The organism is Kitasatospora sp. NPDC004289 (assembly GCF_053602875.1).
On record NZ_JBSGEL010000039.1, the window covers coordinates 32,285 to 47,239 of the forward strand.

General features: G+C 74.7%; 16 protein-coding genes and 1 tRNA gene. 13 read left to right on the plus strand and 4 right to left on the minus strand.

Going from position 1 to position 14,955, the window contains the following annotated elements; genetic code table 11:
• Positions 1-22: 22 nt before the first annotated feature.
• The 4 genes from ACWEPF_RS24840 to ACWEPF_RS24855 are packed head-to-tail and all read left to right on the plus strand — an operon-like array spanning position 23 to position 3,280.
• A complete protein-coding gene (locus tag ACWEPF_RS24840) occupies positions 23-562 on the plus strand; it encodes an EF-hand domain-containing protein (protein ID WP_452174220.1) in 540 nt (179 codons plus the stop codon).
• A complete protein-coding gene (locus ACWEPF_RS24845; protein ID WP_452174221.1) occupies positions 559-1,680 on the plus strand; it encodes an isocitrate/isopropylmalate family dehydrogenase in 1,122 nt (373 codons plus the stop codon). The genes ACWEPF_RS24840 and ACWEPF_RS24845 overlap by 4 nt, the downstream gene beginning before the upstream one ends.
• Positions 1,677-2,351, plus strand: a complete 675-nt coding sequence (locus ACWEPF_RS24850) for a cysteine hydrolase family protein (protein ID WP_452174222.1) — start codon at positions 1,677-1,679, stop codon at positions 2,349-2,351. The genes ACWEPF_RS24845 and ACWEPF_RS24850 overlap by 4 nt, the downstream gene beginning before the upstream one ends.
• Positions 2,348-3,280 (plus strand): SAM-dependent methyltransferase, encoded by a 933-nt coding sequence (locus tag ACWEPF_RS24855; protein ID WP_452174223.1) that lies wholly within the window; start codon positions 2,348-2,350, stop codon positions 3,278-3,280. The genes ACWEPF_RS24850 and ACWEPF_RS24855 overlap by 4 nt, the downstream gene beginning before the upstream one ends.
• 7 nt (positions 3,281-3,287) lie before the next feature.
• Here the strand turns inward: ACWEPF_RS24855 and ACWEPF_RS24860 are convergent, their stop codons facing one another.
• A complete protein-coding gene (locus ACWEPF_RS24860; protein WP_452174224.1) occupies positions 3,288-4,250 on the minus strand; it encodes a DUF6528 family protein in 963 nt (320 codons plus the stop codon).
• 204 nt (positions 4,251-4,454) lie between these two features.
• On the opposite strand from ACWEPF_RS24860, the gene ACWEPF_RS24865 reads away from it, so the two are divergent.
• The 7 genes from ACWEPF_RS24865 (at position 4,455) to ACWEPF_RS24895 (ending at position 11,576) form a co-directional block, all read left to right on the plus strand.
• Complete coding sequence (locus ACWEPF_RS24865; protein ID WP_345280218.1) at positions 4,455-5,348, plus strand: metal-dependent hydrolase; 894 nt, start codon at positions 4,455-4,457, stop codon at positions 5,346-5,348.
• Between the two features lie 394 nt (positions 5,349-5,742).
• Positions 5,743-6,816: a PDR/VanB family oxidoreductase gene (locus tag ACWEPF_RS24870; protein ID WP_452174225.1), complete on the plus strand. Its 1,074-nt coding sequence runs from the start codon at positions 5,743-5,745 to the stop codon at positions 6,814-6,816.
• On the plus strand, positions 6,813-7,655 hold the full coding sequence (locus ACWEPF_RS24875; RefSeq protein ID WP_345280215.1) for a M24 family metallopeptidase: 843 nt from the start codon (positions 6,813-6,815) through the stop codon (positions 7,653-7,655). The genes ACWEPF_RS24870 and ACWEPF_RS24875 overlap by 4 nt, the downstream gene beginning before the upstream one ends.
• Positions 7,652-9,367 (plus strand): SDR family oxidoreductase, encoded by a 1,716-nt coding sequence (locus ACWEPF_RS24880; RefSeq protein WP_452174226.1) that lies wholly within the window; start codon positions 7,652-7,654, stop codon positions 9,365-9,367. The genes ACWEPF_RS24875 and ACWEPF_RS24880 overlap by 4 nt, the downstream gene beginning before the upstream one ends.
• A 222-nt stretch (positions 9,368-9,589) precedes the next feature.
• Positions 9,590-10,141 carry a hypothetical protein gene (locus tag ACWEPF_RS24885; protein WP_345280212.1) on the plus strand — a complete coding sequence of 184 codons (552 nt, stop codon included), beginning with the start codon at positions 9,590-9,592 and terminating at the stop codon, positions 10,139-10,141.
• A gap of 14 nt (positions 10,142-10,155) precedes the next feature.
• Positions 10,156-11,316 (plus strand): sensor histidine kinase, encoded by a 1,161-nt coding sequence (locus tag ACWEPF_RS24890; protein WP_452174227.1) that lies wholly within the window; start codon positions 10,156-10,158, stop codon positions 11,314-11,316.
• Positions 11,317-11,369: 53 nt separating this feature from the next.
• Complete coding sequence (locus ACWEPF_RS24895) at positions 11,370-11,576, plus strand: cold-shock protein (RefSeq protein ID WP_452174228.1); 207 nt, start codon at positions 11,370-11,372, stop codon at positions 11,574-11,576.
• Between the two features lie 18 nt (positions 11,577-11,594).
• Here the strand turns inward: ACWEPF_RS24895 and ACWEPF_RS24900 are convergent.
• Positions 11,595-11,667 (minus strand) — tRNA-Ser (locus tag ACWEPF_RS24900).
• A 38-nt stretch (positions 11,668-11,705) separates the two neighbouring features.
• Positions 11,706-13,070, minus strand: a complete 1,365-nt coding sequence (locus ACWEPF_RS24905; protein ID WP_452174229.1) for a hypothetical protein — start codon at positions 13,068-13,070, stop codon at positions 11,706-11,708.
• Positions 13,071-13,140: 70 nt separating this feature from the next.
• Here ACWEPF_RS24905 and ACWEPF_RS24910 point away from each other — a divergent pair, with 70 nt between their 5' ends.
• Entirely contained in the window at positions 13,141-13,884 is a 744-nt protein-coding gene (locus tag ACWEPF_RS24910) for a transporter substrate-binding domain-containing protein (protein WP_452174230.1), read from the plus strand.
• A gap of 22 nt (positions 13,885-13,906) precedes the next feature.
• Entirely contained in the window at positions 13,907-14,533 is a 627-nt protein-coding gene (locus ACWEPF_RS24915) for a LysE family translocator (protein ID WP_449794717.1), read from the plus strand.
• 7 nt (positions 14,534-14,540) lie between these two features.
• On the opposite strand, the gene ACWEPF_RS24920 is transcribed toward ACWEPF_RS24915, so the two are convergent.
• Positions 14,541-14,951, minus strand: a complete 411-nt coding sequence (locus ACWEPF_RS24920; RefSeq protein WP_452174231.1) for a hypothetical protein — start codon at positions 14,949-14,951, stop codon at positions 14,541-14,543.
• Between the last annotated feature and the right edge of the window lie 4 nt (positions 14,952-14,955).

Consider the following 14,955-nt stretch of genomic DNA (forward strand, 5'->3'; position numbering starts at 1 on the left):
TCGCTCCGAGAGGTGCTCCGCCATGCCCACTTCCGAGGCCACCGACCGCGTCGGACTCGTGTTCTCGCTCTTCGACGTCGACGGCAACGGCGTCCTGGAGCCGGACGACTTCGACCTGATGACCCGCCGGGTCGCCGAGGCGCTGCCGCAGGCCGGTGCCGCCGCGAAGGACCGGCTGGCCGCCGCGCTGGACCGCTACTGGGACACCCTGGTCAGCGAGTTGGACGTGGACGGCGACGGCCGGATCAGCCCCGAGGAGTTCCGGGCCGTGGTGCTCGACCCCGAGCGCTTCGACGCCGTGGTGGACGAGTTCGCCGAGGCGCTGGCCGGCCTGGCCGACCCGGACGGCGACCAGCTGGTCACCCGGCCGGACTTCCTGGCCGTGATGACCGCGATCGGCTTCGAACTCCCCAACATCGAGGCGCTGTTCGACGCCCTCGGCCCGGTGGACGGCGACCGGGTGGAGGTGCCGGTCTGGGCCGAGGCGATCCGCGACTACTACCGGCCCGAGAAGGCCGGCATCGCGGGCGACCGCCTCCTCTCCGGCGCGGCGGCCCGGTGAGCGCGATCGTCCGCCAGGCGGGTGCCCCGGCCGCGACCGACTCCGTGACCGGGCCCGCGCCCGTGATCGGGCTCGCGGTCGGCCGGGGCACCGGTCCCGAGCTCGCCACCGTCTTCGAGCGGGTGCTGGCCGCGCTCACCGAGGGGCACCCGGGCGGGGTGGAGCTGGTCCGCTCCGACCGCCTCTACCACTCGTACGTCTCGCTGCGCGGCGCGGGCGACCCGGCCGAGATCCAGCGGCTGACCGCGCGGGACGCCGAGCACTACGAGGAGTTCTGCCGCGGCCTGGCGGCCCGGGGCGCCACCGCGGTCTTCCGCACCGCGATCAACGCCCAGTCGCTCTACCTGGTGCGCCGGCAGCTGCGGGCCGTCAAGGTCGACCTGCTGCGGGAAGGAGGAACGTCACTGCTGCTGGTCCGCGACCAGGCCCAGGGCTTCTACACCGGGGAGAACGAGCACGCTCCGGGCCGGCTCACCCGCACCCTGACCTTCAGTCAGGAGCTCACCGAGGCGGTGATCGAGCACGCGCTGGAGCGGGCCCGCCGGGAGTGGCCGGACGGGCGGATCGACCGGATCGTGATGGCCTACAAGTTCCACCTGCTGGACGGGGCCTTTGACCGCTGGGTGGCCGGTGCGGCCGAGCGGCTGGCCGTGCCGATCGAGGTCTACCAGCCCGACACCGTCAACCGGAACCTGATCGCCCACGGCCTCCCGGAGCGCACCCTGCTGATCGCGGGCAACGAGTGGGCCGACATCATGCACGTCGTGCTGCTGGACCGCTTCGGCTCCGAGCGCCAGGAGAATCGTTGCACCGAGAACGTCTGCCTGGACCGGGGCGTGGCCGGCCTGGTCGAGTACCAGACGGTGCACGGCTCCGCCGACGACCTGGCGGGCCGTGACCTGGTCAACCCGGTGGCCACCGTCCGGGCCGCCGCCCTGGTCGCCGAGCGGCACGTGGGCGTCGCGGGGGCGGTGGAGCGGGTCGAGACCGCCCTGGCCGAGCTGGAGCGGGACGGGGTGGCCACCGCCGACCTGGGCGGGCGGCACTCCACCACCGAGGTCGCGTACGCGCTGCTCGCGCGGCTGGCCCGTACCCCGGCCCTGGCGCGGAACGCATGACGGACACTCAGGCCGTCGCCCCCGTGGGCCCGGCCACCGTCACCGGGTCGGCGACCGCGCTGGTGGTGGTGGACCTGCAGAACGACTTCTGCGTGGGCCCGCTCGCCACCGCCCGGTTCGCCGGGGACCCGGCGGTCCTGGAGCGGGTGGCGGAGGGCTGCGAGCGGGCGGTGGCCGAGGCCCGGCGGCGGGGTCTGGAGGTGGTGTTCGTCCGCTTCCTCGGCGACCCCGCCCACCAGGGCCCCGCCTGGCGGGCCCGCGACCTGCGCCGGGGGCGGCCGCCGAAGTGCGCGGAGGGGAGTTGGGGCGCGGAGTTCCACCGGGTCTCGCCCGGTCCGGAGGAGCGGGTCTTCACCAAACGGGCCTGCTTCGACGCCTTCCTGGCCGAGGGCTTCGAGCGGCACCTGCGGGCCCGGGGGATCGGCCACCTGGTGCTGGCCGGGCTGTTCGCCGACGTCTGCGTGGACTCCACGGCCCGCACCGCCTTCCAGAAGGGCCACCACATCACCGTGCTGACGGACTGCACCACCTCGCTCCACCTCCCGTACGAGCAGGTGCTGCGCTTCGCGGCCACGCTGTACGGCGCCCGGACCCTGTCCGGGACGGATCCGGCGGCCTGGGCGGCGCCGGCGGCCTGGGCGGCGCCGGAGCCGCAGGGGGTGCGGGCATGAGCGGCCTGCTGACGCGGGGTCAGGGCGGGGTGGCCGTCGGGGTGGGCCGCACCGCCCTGCTGGTGGCGGCGGCCCGGGCCGTCGAGACCCACCGCCCGGACGCCTTGGCCCGCGACCCGCTGGCCGAGCACTTCGTCCGCGCGGCGGCGGCGGACCGGGCCGACCCGGCCGACTGGCCGGTCCGTCCCGGCCAGGTCCCCGGCGGCGACGCCGATCCGCTCTGGGGCCGGCTCGGCCGCTACTTCGGCCTGCGCACCCGGGCTCTGGACGACCACCTGCTCCGGTCCGCCCGGGAGCTCGGCGTCCGGCAGGTGGTGCTGCTCGGCGCGGGCCTGGACACCAGGGCCTACCGGCTGGACTGGCCGGCCGGCTGCGTGGTCCACGAGCTGGACACCGAGCCGGTGCTGGCGTTCAAGCAGCAGGTGCTGGACGGCACCGGCGCGCGGCCCGTGGCGGAGCGCCGGACGGTCGCGGCCGACCTGCGCGGGGACTGGGCCGCGGCGCTCGCCGCCACGGGCTTCGACCCGGCCCGGCCGACCGCCTGGCTGGCCGAGGGGCTGCTGCTCTACCTGCCCGCCGAGGCCGAGCGCCGTCTGGTCGCCCGCCTGGACGGGCTGAGCGCCCCGGGCAGCACCCTGGCCTACGAGGTGAAGGAGGTGGACGCGGAGTCCCCGGCGATCCGCTCCTCCCCGGTGTACGCCGCCGCCCGCGAGCGGCTCGGCATCGACCTGGTGGCGCTGTTCGCCACCGGCAGCCGCCCGGACTCGGCCGCCGGACTCGCCGCCCGGGGCTGGACGGTGACGGTGCGCAGCCCGTACGAGTTCACCGCACTGCACGGCCGCGGCCCGCTGCCCGAGCCGGACGACGCGCTGGCGGCCAACCGCTGGGTGTTCGCCGAGCGGCCCGGGGCGGTCGGGCCGGTGGCCTGACGGGTGCTCAGCGGTCCTGCGGGTACCACCAGCGCGCCTTGTAGAAGCGCAGTCCGGCCAGCTCGCGGCGGCTGTCCGGCCGGTGGAGCGCCAGGGTCGAGCTGCACCAGGGGCAGGCGGCGTCCGGGTCGGGGGAGACGGTCATCACCTGGCCGGTGACGGGGTCGTCGTCCACGCTCTTGACCGGCGCCCCGTTCTCCGCGCGGGGGAAGGGCGTGAAGGAGTCGTCGGCCGGGTCGTACTGCCAGACCCGGTCCCGGGCGGCGACCCAGAGCCGCCCCGGCGCGCCCGCCGCCGGAGCCAGGTCGTGGCCGCCGGGGCCTGGCAGCGGGACGGTCCGGACGGTGGTGAGGGTCGGGGCGGCCGGGGTGCCGCCGGGGCGCAGGGCCGTCAACTCGGTGCTGCCGAGGGCCCAGAGCAGCCCGCGCGCGCCGTCCCAGTGCACCCCGTGCGCCCCGGGGAGCGGGTGCCAGGTGTAGTGGTCGCTGTGCGGGCCCTGCGAGGCGGTGTAGAGGCGGAGCTGGCCGGCGGCGCTGGAGACCACCGCGACGTTCCCGTCCGGGAGGAGCTCGATGCTGTGCGGGTTGCCCGTTCCGGTGTCCACGGCCCAGCGGACGGTGCGGGAGCGCTGCTCGACCACGGCGGCCAGGCCGCCCGAGGCGGTGGCGAGCAGGTAGCGGTGGCCGTGCCAACGGCGGGCCTTGGCCTCGGTGAGACCCCAGGCGGAGGCGCGCAGGGCGGTCAGCCCCGGGTCCCGCTCGGGGCTCCAGGTCCAGATCACCGGCGGGCGGCGCTCGCCGAGCTGCGGCAGCGGTCCGGCCATGACCAGGACGGAGCCGGAGAGCTGGTCGGTCACCGCGATCGGCGTGACGGCGGGGTGGGAGGCGTGGGCCTCGGTGGCGCCGGTGGCCACCGAGACGCACAGGGCCAGGGCGAGGAGCGAACGGGGCGGGCGGCGAAGGCTGCTCACGATTCGTCAGGTTAACCGTTGATAGGTGATCGTCCGGGGCGGAATCGCCGGTGCGGCGGCGCAGGTCGGGGCGTCACCCGAAAGCTATTAGACACGTTGTCGATAAGAATGGTCGAAACCCTTGTGGGCCGCCATACCCGCGAGTAGTTTGCCTGGGGTCGAGCCGTCGTCACCCCTCGTCCACCCGCCGGTCAGGAGGCCCCCGTGTCCCGTCCCGCTGTGCCCCCCGCCGTCCACGACTCCCTGGTGCTGGAGCCCCGCGACGTCCACTTCGACTGGGCCGCACTGCCGCTGCACTGGATCCCCGACGAGCCGATGGCCACCCACACGGTGAACGTGCTGCACCTGCTGCTCCCCGAGGGCGAGCGCTGGTTCGTCGAGGTCTTCAAGGACGCCCTGCCGCTGATCACCGACGACCAGCTGCGCGAGGAGGTGCTCGGCTTCATCGGCCAGGAGGCCATCCACGCGGAGGCCCACCAGGAGGTGCTGGACCACCTGCTCGGCCAGGGTCTCGACCCGCGCCCGTACGTGCGCCAGGTGACCTGGCTGTTCCACCGGATCCTCGGGCCCCGGGACGGCCAGTCCCCGCTCCAGCAGCGCGAGTACCTGATCGAGCGGGTCGCCTTCGTCGCGGCGATCGAGCACTTCACCGCCTTCCTCGGCAACTGGGTGCTCAACTCCCCGGGTCTGGACCGGGCCAAGGCCGACCCCACCATGCTCGACCTGCTGCGCTGGCACGGCGCGGAGGAGGTGGAGCACCGCAGCGTGGCCTACGACCTGATGGTCCACCTGGACCCGGGCTACCTGCGCCGCCTGCGCGGCATGGCCATCGCCGGGCCCACCCTGGTCCACCTGTGGGTGCGGGGCGTCCGCTTCCTGCTGGCCGCCGACCCCTCGCTGCGCGGCTCCGTCCGGCCCACCTGGCGGGAGGCGCAGCAGATCGCCCGGCGCGGCCTGCTCCCCGAGCCCGCGAAGGCGTTCCGCTCGGCGCTGCGCTACTTCCGCCCGAAGTACCACCCCACCCAGGAGGGCTCCTCCTCCCAGGCCCTCGCCTACCTGGCCGCCTCCCCGGCCGCCCGCGCCGCCGCCACCCACTGACGGGCGGCCCGACCGGCACAGCCGGGGGCCGGTCGGGTTTCACCCGCGCCGGGCCGCCGGTCGAGAGCGCCCTGACGGGCGGTCAGACCGAGCGGACACGGGAAGGAGTCCCGGCCGCCGCATCCGCTCCGGCAGCCCGTGGCCACGGCCGGCGCCGTGCCGCAGGCGGCCGCTGCGGACGCGGCACGGCCGACACCGGTCACCGGGGCACCGGTACCGGCCCGCCGCGGCCGGCGGAGCCGCAGGTGCGGTACTCGCCGGCCAGCCAGCACCGCCCTGCCTGTCCGCTTGCCTGCTCGCCCGCTCGTCCGTCCGCCCGCCCCCGCTCGTCCGTCCGTCCGCCCCACCCCCACCCCACGCCCCGCCGTTCCTGCACCGAGAGGATCCCGTCCGGATGGACCTGGACCTGCCGCCCGACCTCTACGGCCGTCCCCGGGCGGACCGGTACATGAGCCGGCTGACGGCCTTCGCCGACTGGCTCAACCCGCGGTTCGGCGGCCCCGGGCTGCGCCGCAACCCGCGCCGCCCCGCCGCCCGGCCGGTGCCGCCGCTCCAACTGGTGGTCGTCTCGCACCGGTTGATCGCCGACGGCGTGGCCGAGCTGCGCCTCGCCGACCCGGGCGGCTCCCCGCTGCCCGGCTGGCAGCCCGGCGCCCGGCTCGAACTCACCCTCCCCTCCGGCCTGGTGCGGCACTACTCGCTCTGCGGTGACCCGTCCGACCGCCGCTCCTACCGGATCGCGGTGCGCCGCATCCCCGGGGGCGGTGGCGGTTCGGTCGAGGTGCACGACGCGCTCCACCAGGGCGTCCGCCTCACCTCCCGCCGCCCGCGCAACGGCTTCGCCTTCTGCGCCGAGCCCACGGTGCTGCTGCTGGCCGGCGGCATCGGCATCACGCCGATCCTCCCGATGGCCCACCAGGCCGAACGCCTCGGCCTGGACTGGAGGTTGGTCTACGCGGGCCGCGACGAGGCCTCGATGCCCTTCCTCCCCGAGCTGCGTGCCCTGGCGGCCGACCGGGTCGAGGTGCTCACCGGCCCGCCCACCCCCACCGAGGAGCTGCTCGCCCGGGCCCGCCCCGGCTCCGCCGTCTACTGCTGCGGCCCGACCCCCATGCTGGCCGCCGTCCAGCGGGCGCTGGAGGCCTCCCCGGCCGCCTCGCTGCACTTCGAGCGCTTCGGCGCCGCCCCGGTCGTCGACGGGAAGCCCTTCACCGTCCGCCTCGGCGACGGCCCGGAGCTCCAGGTCCCCGCCGACCGCTCGGCACTCGACGTGCTGCGGGAGCAGAACCCCGCCCTGGCCTACTCCTGTCACCAGGGCTTCTGCGGCACCTGCCGACTGCGCGTCACCTCCGGCACCCCCGAACACCGGGACCGCCGCCTCACCCCCGAGGACCGCGAAGCCGGTGCCTTCCTGCCCTGCGTCTCCCGCGCCCCCGAGGGGGAGCACCTCACCCTGGAGGACCGATGAGCACCGGGACTTTCGGCTACACCGAGCAGGACCTCACCCGCTTCCGGGAGACCCAGCAGCTCGCCTACCACTGCGCCGAGCAGGTCGCGGCCTGGATCGAGCCGGGCGTGACGGAGCGTCAGGCCACCCTCAAGCTGCGCCAGTGCCTGGTGAAGGCGGGGGTGCAGGACTTCTTCCACGTCCCGTTCGCCTGGTTCGGCGACCGCACCGCCTTCCGCCACTTCCACACGCCGCTCCAGTTCTTCGCGGGCAAGCGCAAGCTCGAGGAGGGCATGCCGTACGTCCTCGACTGCGCGCCCGTGGTGGACGGCTACACCGCCGACATCGGTTACGGCGGCAAGGTCGGCGAGAACCCGATCTGGGACAAGCTGGCCGCCGACCTCCAGGTCTACCGGGAGCTGATCCTCCGTGAGGTGCGGGCCCGCAAGCCGCTGAACGAGGTCTACCAGGCCGTCGACGCCCAGATCGCCGCGCACGGCTACGACAACCGGCACAAGGTCTACCCGGGCCGGGTGATCGGCCACCAGGTGACCAGGAACACCGCCCGCGGCCCGGCCGGGGTCAACCTCTTCGGCTTCGGCGTGCGTACACTCCAGACGCTCGGCCGTGAGCTGATCAGCGAGCGGCTGCACGGCCGCTCGCCGCTCTGGGCCGACGGCCGCTCCTCCCGGCACGCGCCGACGCCGGGGATCTGGGCGGTGGAGCCGCACATCGGCTTCCGCGAGGTCGGCATCAAGTTCGAGGAACTGCTGGTGGTCACCGACGACGACGCCTACTGGCTCGACGACGACCTGCCGCACGTCCGCCGCTGGACCACCACCGAGGGGGCCGCCCGATGATCCGCCGCCGTACCGTCCACTCCCACGGCCTGCCGCTGGCCGTCTTCGAGCAGGGCGACCCGTCGCACCCGACCGTCATCCTGGTGCACGGCTACCCCGACACCCACGTGGTCTGGGACGACGTGGCCGCGGACCTGGCCGCCGACCACCACGTGGTGCGCTACGACGTGCGCGGGGCCGGCGAGTCCGGCGTCCCGGCCGACCGCGACGGGTACCGGCTGGAGCTGCTGGGCGCCGACCTGTTCGCCGTCGCGGACGCCGTCAGCCCCGACCGGCCGGTGCACGTGGTGGCCCACGACTGGGGCTCGGTGCAGTCCTGGGAGGCCGTCACCGAGCCCGGATCCGAGCAGCGGATCGCCTCCTACACCTCGATGTCCGGCCCCTGCCTGGACCACATGGGCTTCTGGATGCGCAAGCGCTTCCGCCGCCCGACGCCCCGTCACCTGCGCCAGCTGCTGGTGCAGGGCGCGCACTCCTGGTACATCACCGCCTTCCACCTGCCGCTGCTCGCCCCCGCCACCTGGCGGCTCTGGCTGGCCCGCGCCTGGCCGCGGGTGCTGCACGACCTGGAGGGCGTCAACCCGCGCCCCGGGCACCCGCAGCCCACCCTCAAGCAGGACGCGGTGCGCGGCATCGAGCTCTACCGGGCCAACATGCGCCCGGCCGTCCGCGCCCCGCGCGAGCGCTACACCGAGGTCCCCGTCCAGCTGCTCACCCTCGACCGGGACCACTACGTGGAGCCCTTCCTCTCCGAGGGCCTGGAGCACTGGGCGCCCAAGCTCACCCGGCGCACCGTGCACGGCACCCACTGGTCCGCCCTGCTGGAGCACGGCGCGGTCGTGGCCGGGCACGTGCGGGAGTTCACCGCCGCCGTCTCCGCCGGGCAGGACCGAGGCCCGGCCGTGCCCGGCGAACTGGTGGTGATCACCGGCGCGGGCAGCGGCATCGGCCGGGCCACCGCACTGGCCTTCGCCGCCGAGGGCGCCCGGGTGGTCGTCGCCGACCTCGACCTCGAATCCGCCGCCCGCACCGCCGAGCTGTGCACCCTGAGCGGCGGCACCGGCCACGCGTACCGGCTGGACGTCAGCGACGGCCCGGCCGTGGACGCCTTCGCCAAGCAGGTCGCCGCCGACCACGGCGTGCCGGACGTGCTGGTCAACAACGCCGGCATCGGCCACTCCGGCACCTTCCTGCAGACCACCGAGCAGGAGTGGCAGCGCGTCCTGGACGTCAACCTCTGGGGCGTCATCCACGGTTGTCGCGCCTTCGGCACCCTGATGGCCGAGCGCGGCCACGGCGGACACATCGTCAACCTGGCCTCGGCCGCCGCCTACCTGCCCTCCAAGGCGCTGGCCGCGTACGCCACCAGCAAGGCCGCGGTGAAGATGCTCTCCGACTGCCTGCGGGCCGAGCTGGCCTCCTCCGGCGTCGGCGTCTCGGCGATCTGCCCGGGCCTGGTCAACACCAACATCACCCGCACCTCCACCTTCTCGGCCACCACCGAGGCGGAGCAGTCGGCCAAGCAGGAGCGCGCCTCCAAGCTCTACGCCCGGCGCAACTTCCCGCCGGAGAAGGTGGCCGTCGAGATCCTCAAGGCCGTCCGCACCGGCAAGGCCGTCGTCCCGGTCACCCCGGAGGCCAAGGGCGCCTACCTGCTCAGCCGCTTCGCCCCCGGCCTGCTCCGGCTGGCCGCCCGGCTCAACGTGACCTGAGGCCCCGGCCCCGGGGACGCACCGGCCCCCGGCACGTACCGGCGCCCGGGACACACCCGGGACCCGCGCCTCATCCGCCCGGGACCGGCCCCACCGCAGACTGGGACGGACGTACGGCCCGGCCCCGCTCCGACGCACCGTCACCTCCGACGCACCGTCAGGGCGGGCCGGGCCCACCGCCGTCCAGCCAGCCGCTCCGGCGGCGAAGCGGAGGACCGAACCATGACCACCACACCCACCCCGCTGCCCGCCCTCCGGGTCACCGTGCACCTGGCCGCACCCGAGGACCGCTCCGGCGAACTGCTCGGCTACGGCCTGCTCGCCGCGCCCCGGACGGTGCTGGTGCCCAGCCCGCCGGCCGAGCTGGCCGACCCCTGGCAGCGGCTGTTCGTCCGGATCGCCGAGGTGCCGGACGGCGGCAGCGGGCCCGAGGGGGAGACCCCGCCCGAGGCGATCCGGGCCGGCGGCGTCTTCCTCACCGCGTACAAGGGCGAGGACTTCGACGTCTCGGCCGCCGTGCTCACCCTGGTCAGCGCCTCCCGTTACCGCAACGCGGTGGCCGTGCACACCCGGGCCCGGCTCGGCGAGGTGCTCCGCAGCCACCACGGCGACCTCTGGGAGACCTTCGCCGAGCTCGGCTACCCGGTGGCCCGCCCCGAGGTGGACCGGGGCCCGGGCGACTGGTGGTACGAGAAGGGCAACGACGCCCTGGAGTCCTTCCTCAACCCGATCTGCTGCGTGAGCTACTGCAAGCCCTGCGCCGCGGTCCGCTGAGCGGGGCGGCTGCCGTGCCCCTCTCCTGGCCGCGCTCGCCCCTGGTGCAGGACCTCGCCCTGGCGGTGGTCGCCACCTCCGCCGACGTGCTGTTCTGGGGCGGCCTGTTCTCCCCGGCCGCCACCGGCGGGGACCGGCTGCTGGTGCTGCTGCTGGCCCTGCCGGAGTTCGGCGGCCTGCTGCTGCGCCGGCGGCGGCCGGCCACCGCCTTCCTGCTGCTCTGGGCGCTGGCCACCGGCACCGCCGCGCTGACCCTGTACCAGGACACCTTCTACTTCACGCCCTACCTGGGCTTCCTGATCGCCCTCTTCACGGTGGCCGAGCGCAGCCGCCTCCCGGTCGCGGCCGGGGCCCTGCTGCTCAGCCTGGCCCCGATGGCGCTCAAGGTCCGCTACGTGGTCACCGACCAGTCGATGCCCGGCTACGAGCTGGCCGCGCTGGTCTCCACCCTGGTCTTCTACCTCTGGCTCACCAGCGCCGCCTGGGCCGTCGCCCGCTGGACCGGGGCCGACCGGGCCGCCGCCGAGCGCGACCGCGAGCAGCTGGAGCAGGCCCGCCGGGCCGTGGTGCAGGAACGCACCCTGATCGCCCGCGAGCTGCACGACGTGGTGGCCAACGCGGTGGCCGTGATGGTGATGCGCGCCGAGGCCGGGCGGGTCGCCGCCGCCGGCCCGTCCGCCGAGGCCTTCGGGCACATCGAGGAGGTCGGCCGCTCGGCGGTGGCGGAGCTGCGCCGGATGCTGCGGCTGCTGCGCTCCACCGGCCTGGTCGGCGAGGAGAGCCTCGACCGGCACGGCCTGGCCGACCTGGAGCGGCTGCTCGCCGAGGCCCGCCGCACCGGCCTGGACGTCGAGCTGCGTACCGACGGCGTCCCGGTGCCGCTGGCGGACAGTGTCGACATGACGGTTTATCGCCTGGTGCAGGAGGCCGTCACCAACATCGCCAAGCACGCCGGCCCCGGCACCCGCGCTACCGTCCGCCTCCGCTGGACCGACGCCCTCCGGGTCGAGGTCACCGACGACGGCGCCGGCCGCACCCCCGCCGCCCGCCAGGCCCTCTCCACCGGCCACGGCCTGCTCGGCCTGGCCGAACGCATCGCCGTCTTCGGCGGCGAACTCACCGCCGCCCCGTACCACTCCGGCTTCCGCATCACCGCCACCCTCCCACTGGGCTGACCCGGGCCGTCGCGCCGATACTGAGGTGAGATCGCTCTGCTTGGGAGGACGAGATGGCCACCGGAAGCGTCAAGAGCTACAACATGCACCACGGCTACGGCTACATCACCCCCGACGACGGCAGCCCCGAGCTCACCGTCTACCACGACTCGATCCTGGCCCCCGAACCGCACGAACTGACGGCCGGTCAGCACGTCGAGTACGACCCCACCATCCAGGAGTTCCGCCCGGTCGCCGAACGCGTCCGGATCACTGACTGAGGCGACGGAAGATCTCGGGCACCGGGGCAGGATTCGAACCTACGTCCACCCGGAAGTCGAGCCAGGCGCTCCACCGCAGAGCTTCCCGGTACCCGAGGCCCCGATCCTGGCCGTCCGGCCGCGCGGGGGTCAACCGATTTCCGCCCCCGCGGGCCGGAGCGGCCGCCCGGAGAACACCCCGGCCGAGCGGAGCAGCCCCGCCAGCAGCGGATCGGCCACCGTGACGCCGTGCACCAGCTCCGGGGTGGCGCGGAACGGCACCGCCTGCGACACCCGCCGCGCCCTGGTCCAGCCGGTGAACGAGGGCTCCACCCCGTGCCGGCGGCAGGCCTGCTCGACCAGCCACTGCGGGCAGTCCGCCTCGCCGCGCAGCACCAGCCAGGGCAGCGGGAGTTCGGCCCAGATGTCGGTGTCCGGATGCAGGCCCCGGCCGGACCGCCGGTGCCAGTAGGCGACGTCCGCGGCCACCAGCATCATCACCTTCCCCGGGCAGACCTTGGTGAGCACTTCCTGCGCGCCCATGGCCTCCAGCAGGGCGAACCAGGCGTTCCGGGCGGTCCGCCAGGCGCGGGCCGCTTGGTTCCAGCCTGTCGAGTCGTCACCGCGCCGCACGATCATCGTCTCGCGATCCACGTCCAGCCGTTCCCAGAGCGACTCCAGCTGCTCCGCGACCTCCAGCAGGATGGTGTACCAGTGGCCGAGCAGCCGACCCTTCTGGTGATCGGTCAGCCGCTCGAGGACCGCGAGGACGGGGTGGACGTGGGCCACGGCGAACCACTGCGCACGGGCCGGATCCAGCCGGTGGAACAGCGCGGAGGCCACCTCGTCGTAGGCCAACTGCTGCCCGTTGATGGTGAATTCACCACGCATGTTGGCCCGTGCCGTCAGGTACGCGATGAAGGCCGCGCTGTCCGGGTCGGCCGCGAAGAGCTCGTACGGCAGCCGGGCGGCCAGGCCGTTCTTGCCGATCAGGGTGATCTCCCGCTTGCGGATCTCGGTCACCAGCCGGATCAGCTTGGTCTCCATCCGGGCGAGCAGCCGGAAGCGCTTGTTGTACTGCCGCTTCGACAGCTCCCCGAGCCCCTCCTCGGCCCGGCCGGCCCGGTCCAGGCGGTCCTCCTGGAAGTCGCCGTACCCGAACTCCTTCCGGATCTCCTCCCCGGCCCGGCGGATCGCCGCCTCGACCGCCGACGGGTCGTCACCGGCCTCGGCGGGCAGTGCCTCAATCGTGGCGAACAGCTCTGCTGCGGTGGCGAGTTGGCGTTGCAGGCCGACCGGGCGGGCGAAGTCCTGGAGCATCGAGGTGTAGCCGTGCCAGAGCCTGTTCAGCGAGTGCTCGGTGGCCTTGGCGAGGGCGGCCGCGGTCCGTTCGTCGACGGCGCCGGGAGTCGAGTCGAGCAGTTCCCGGATCAGCTCGGCCACGTCCTCCGGCCGCCTGCGCCGGCCGAGGGAGGTGTGCAGCTCACGCAGGATCTCTTCGGTGCGGGCGGACATGCGCGCCAGGGTGGCACCGTACGGCCCGGGTACGCCAGCGGTTTTCCGGGGCCGCCGTAGACTCCCGGGCATGACCGAACCTGCCGACCCGACCGCCGTCGACCTCGCCGCCGTCGCCGCCGACCTCGCGCCCACCGGGGTGCTCCGCGCCTCGATCAACCTGGGCAATCCGGTGCTCGCGCACGGGACGCCGCAGGCGCCCGGCGGGGTCACGGTGGCGATCGCGCGGGAGGTGGGGGCGCGCCTGGGGCTGCCGGTGGAGCTGCTCTGCTTCGACGCGGCGCGGGACTCGTACCGGGCGATGGCGGACGGGCGGGCCGACCTCTGCTTCCTGGCGGTGGAGCCCGCCCGGGAGGCGGAGGTCGCCTTCACCGCGCCGTACGTGATCATCGAGGGGGTGTACGCGGTGCCGGAGGGCTCGGCGATCCGGGAGGTCGGCGAGGTCGACCGGGAGGGCGTGCGGATCGGGGTGAAGGAGGGCTCGGCGTACGACCTCTACCTCTCCCGGACGCTCCGTCGGGCGGCGGTGGTGAGGGGCGCGGAGGGCACGGCGGTCTTCGCGGCGGAGGGGCTGGAGGTGGCGGCCGGGATCCGGGAGCCGATGACCGCGTACGTCGCCGCCGAGCCCGGGCTGCGGCTGCTGGACGGCCGGTTCATGGAGATCCGGCAGGCGGTCGGCACCACCAAGGGGCGCTCGGACCGGACGGTCCGCCACCTCACCGAGCTGGTCGAGGAGTTGAAGGCGAGCGGCTTCGTGGCGGACGCGCTGCGCGACTCCGGACAGTCGGACGGGCTGGTTGCCCCCGCGCGGTGACCACCCCCTAGGCTGACCGGGCATGGAGATACCCACGGCACTCTGGTCCTTCGCCCTGGTGGTCGGGCTGCTGACCCTGACCCCCGGCCTCGACACCGCCCTCATCCTCCGCACCGCCGCCCTCGGCGCCCGGGCCCGCGCCTGGGGCGTGGTGGCCGGCATCGGCAGCGGCACGATGATCTGGGGCACCCTCAGCTCGCTGGGCATCAGCGCCCTGCTCACCGCCTCCCACCTCGCCTACGAGACGCTCCGCTGGGCGGGCGTCGCGTACCTGGTCTGGATGGGCGTCCAGATGCTCCGCAGCGCCGGCGGCCCGGCCGCCCCGGAGGACGACGGCGACCTGGGCACCGGCGGCTTCTGGGCCGGCTGGCAGCGCGGCACCCTGACCAACCTGCTCAACCCCAAGGTCGGCGTCTTCTACGTCGCCGTCCTGCCGCAGTTCATCCCGGCCGGGGTGCCGCACCTGCCGATGGGCGTGGCGCTCACCTCGATCCACGTCGCCGAGGGCCTGCTCTGGTCCGCCGTCCTGATCGCCTTCGCCCGGGCCCTGCGCACCTGGCTGCGCCGCCCCTCCGCCCGGCGGGTGCTCGACCGCGTCACCGGCACCGTGATCGTCGCCTTCGGCGCCCGGCTCGCGGTCACCGACTGACGGTCCCTCACCCGGCTTCGGGGTAAGGGCGCTCGTCGTCGCGGTGCTGGACGCCGCGTCCCGCGAGCCGCCACGACCGGCTGTGGGCGCTCAAGCCCCAGCCCCCGGACGTGGCCCGGGCCGCGGCGGTCCAGGCCGCGAACTGCGGCATCGCGTGCCCGAGCATCACCAGCCGGGCGGCGGTCCGGTAGGCGTCCGCGGTCGGGGCGATCCGGATCCGCAGGCAGCTCAGCGGGTCGAGACCCGAGTCGAGCGCCGGGACCCAGGCCACGTGCAGCAGGGTGCCGTCCTTCCACGGGCGGTCGTCGAACGCCAGGTCGACGGCCGCCGCCGGACCGACGCCCAAGGCGGCCCGGACGTCGTTCGGCCGGAGCGGCCAGGACAGGTGGCGAGGCAGGCGGCGGTTGCGTGCGGACATCCGC

Excerpts from the sequence above, each read along its gene's own strand:
- ACWEPF_RS24840 (WP_452174220.1), top strand. The coding sequence starts at position 23 with ATGCCCACTTCCGAGGCCACCGACCGCGTCGGACTCGTGTTCTCGCTC.
- ACWEPF_RS24850 (WP_452174222.1), top strand. The coding sequence starts at position 1,677 with ATGACGGACACTCAGGCCGTCGCCCCCGTGGGCCCGGCCACCGTCACC.
- ACWEPF_RS24855 (WP_452174223.1), top strand. The coding sequence starts at position 2,348 with ATGAGCGGCCTGCTGACGCGGGGTCAGGGCGGGGTGGCCGTCGGGGTG.
- ACWEPF_RS24870 (WP_452174225.1), top strand. The coding sequence starts at position 5,743 with ATGGACCTGGACCTGCCGCCCGACCTCTACGGCCGTCCCCGGGCGGAC.
- ACWEPF_RS24875 (WP_345280215.1), top strand. The coding sequence starts at position 6,813 with ATGAGCACCGGGACTTTCGGCTACACCGAGCAGGACCTCACCCGCTTC.
- ACWEPF_RS24880 (WP_452174226.1), top strand. The coding sequence starts at position 7,652 with ATGATCCGCCGCCGTACCGTCCACTCCCACGGCCTGCCGCTGGCCGTC.
- ACWEPF_RS24885 (WP_345280212.1), top strand. The coding sequence starts at position 9,590 with ATGACCACCACACCCACCCCGCTGCCCGCCCTCCGGGTCACCGTGCAC.
- ACWEPF_RS24895 (WP_452174228.1), top strand. The coding sequence starts at position 11,370 with ATGGCCACCGGAAGCGTCAAGAGCTACAACATGCACCACGGCTACGGC.
- ACWEPF_RS24905 (WP_452174229.1), bottom strand. The coding sequence starts at position 13,070 with ATGTCCGCCCGCACCGAAGAGATCCTGCGTGAGCTGCACACCTCCCTC.
- ACWEPF_RS24910 (WP_452174230.1), top strand. The coding sequence starts at position 13,141 with ATGACCGAACCTGCCGACCCGACCGCCGTCGACCTCGCCGCCGTCGCC.
- ACWEPF_RS24915 (WP_449794717.1), top strand. The coding sequence starts at position 13,907 with ATGGAGATACCCACGGCACTCTGGTCCTTCGCCCTGGTGGTCGGGCTG.
- ACWEPF_RS24920 (WP_452174231.1), bottom strand. The coding sequence starts at position 14,951 with ATGTCCGCACGCAACCGCCGCCTGCCTCGCCACCTGTCCTGGCCGCTC.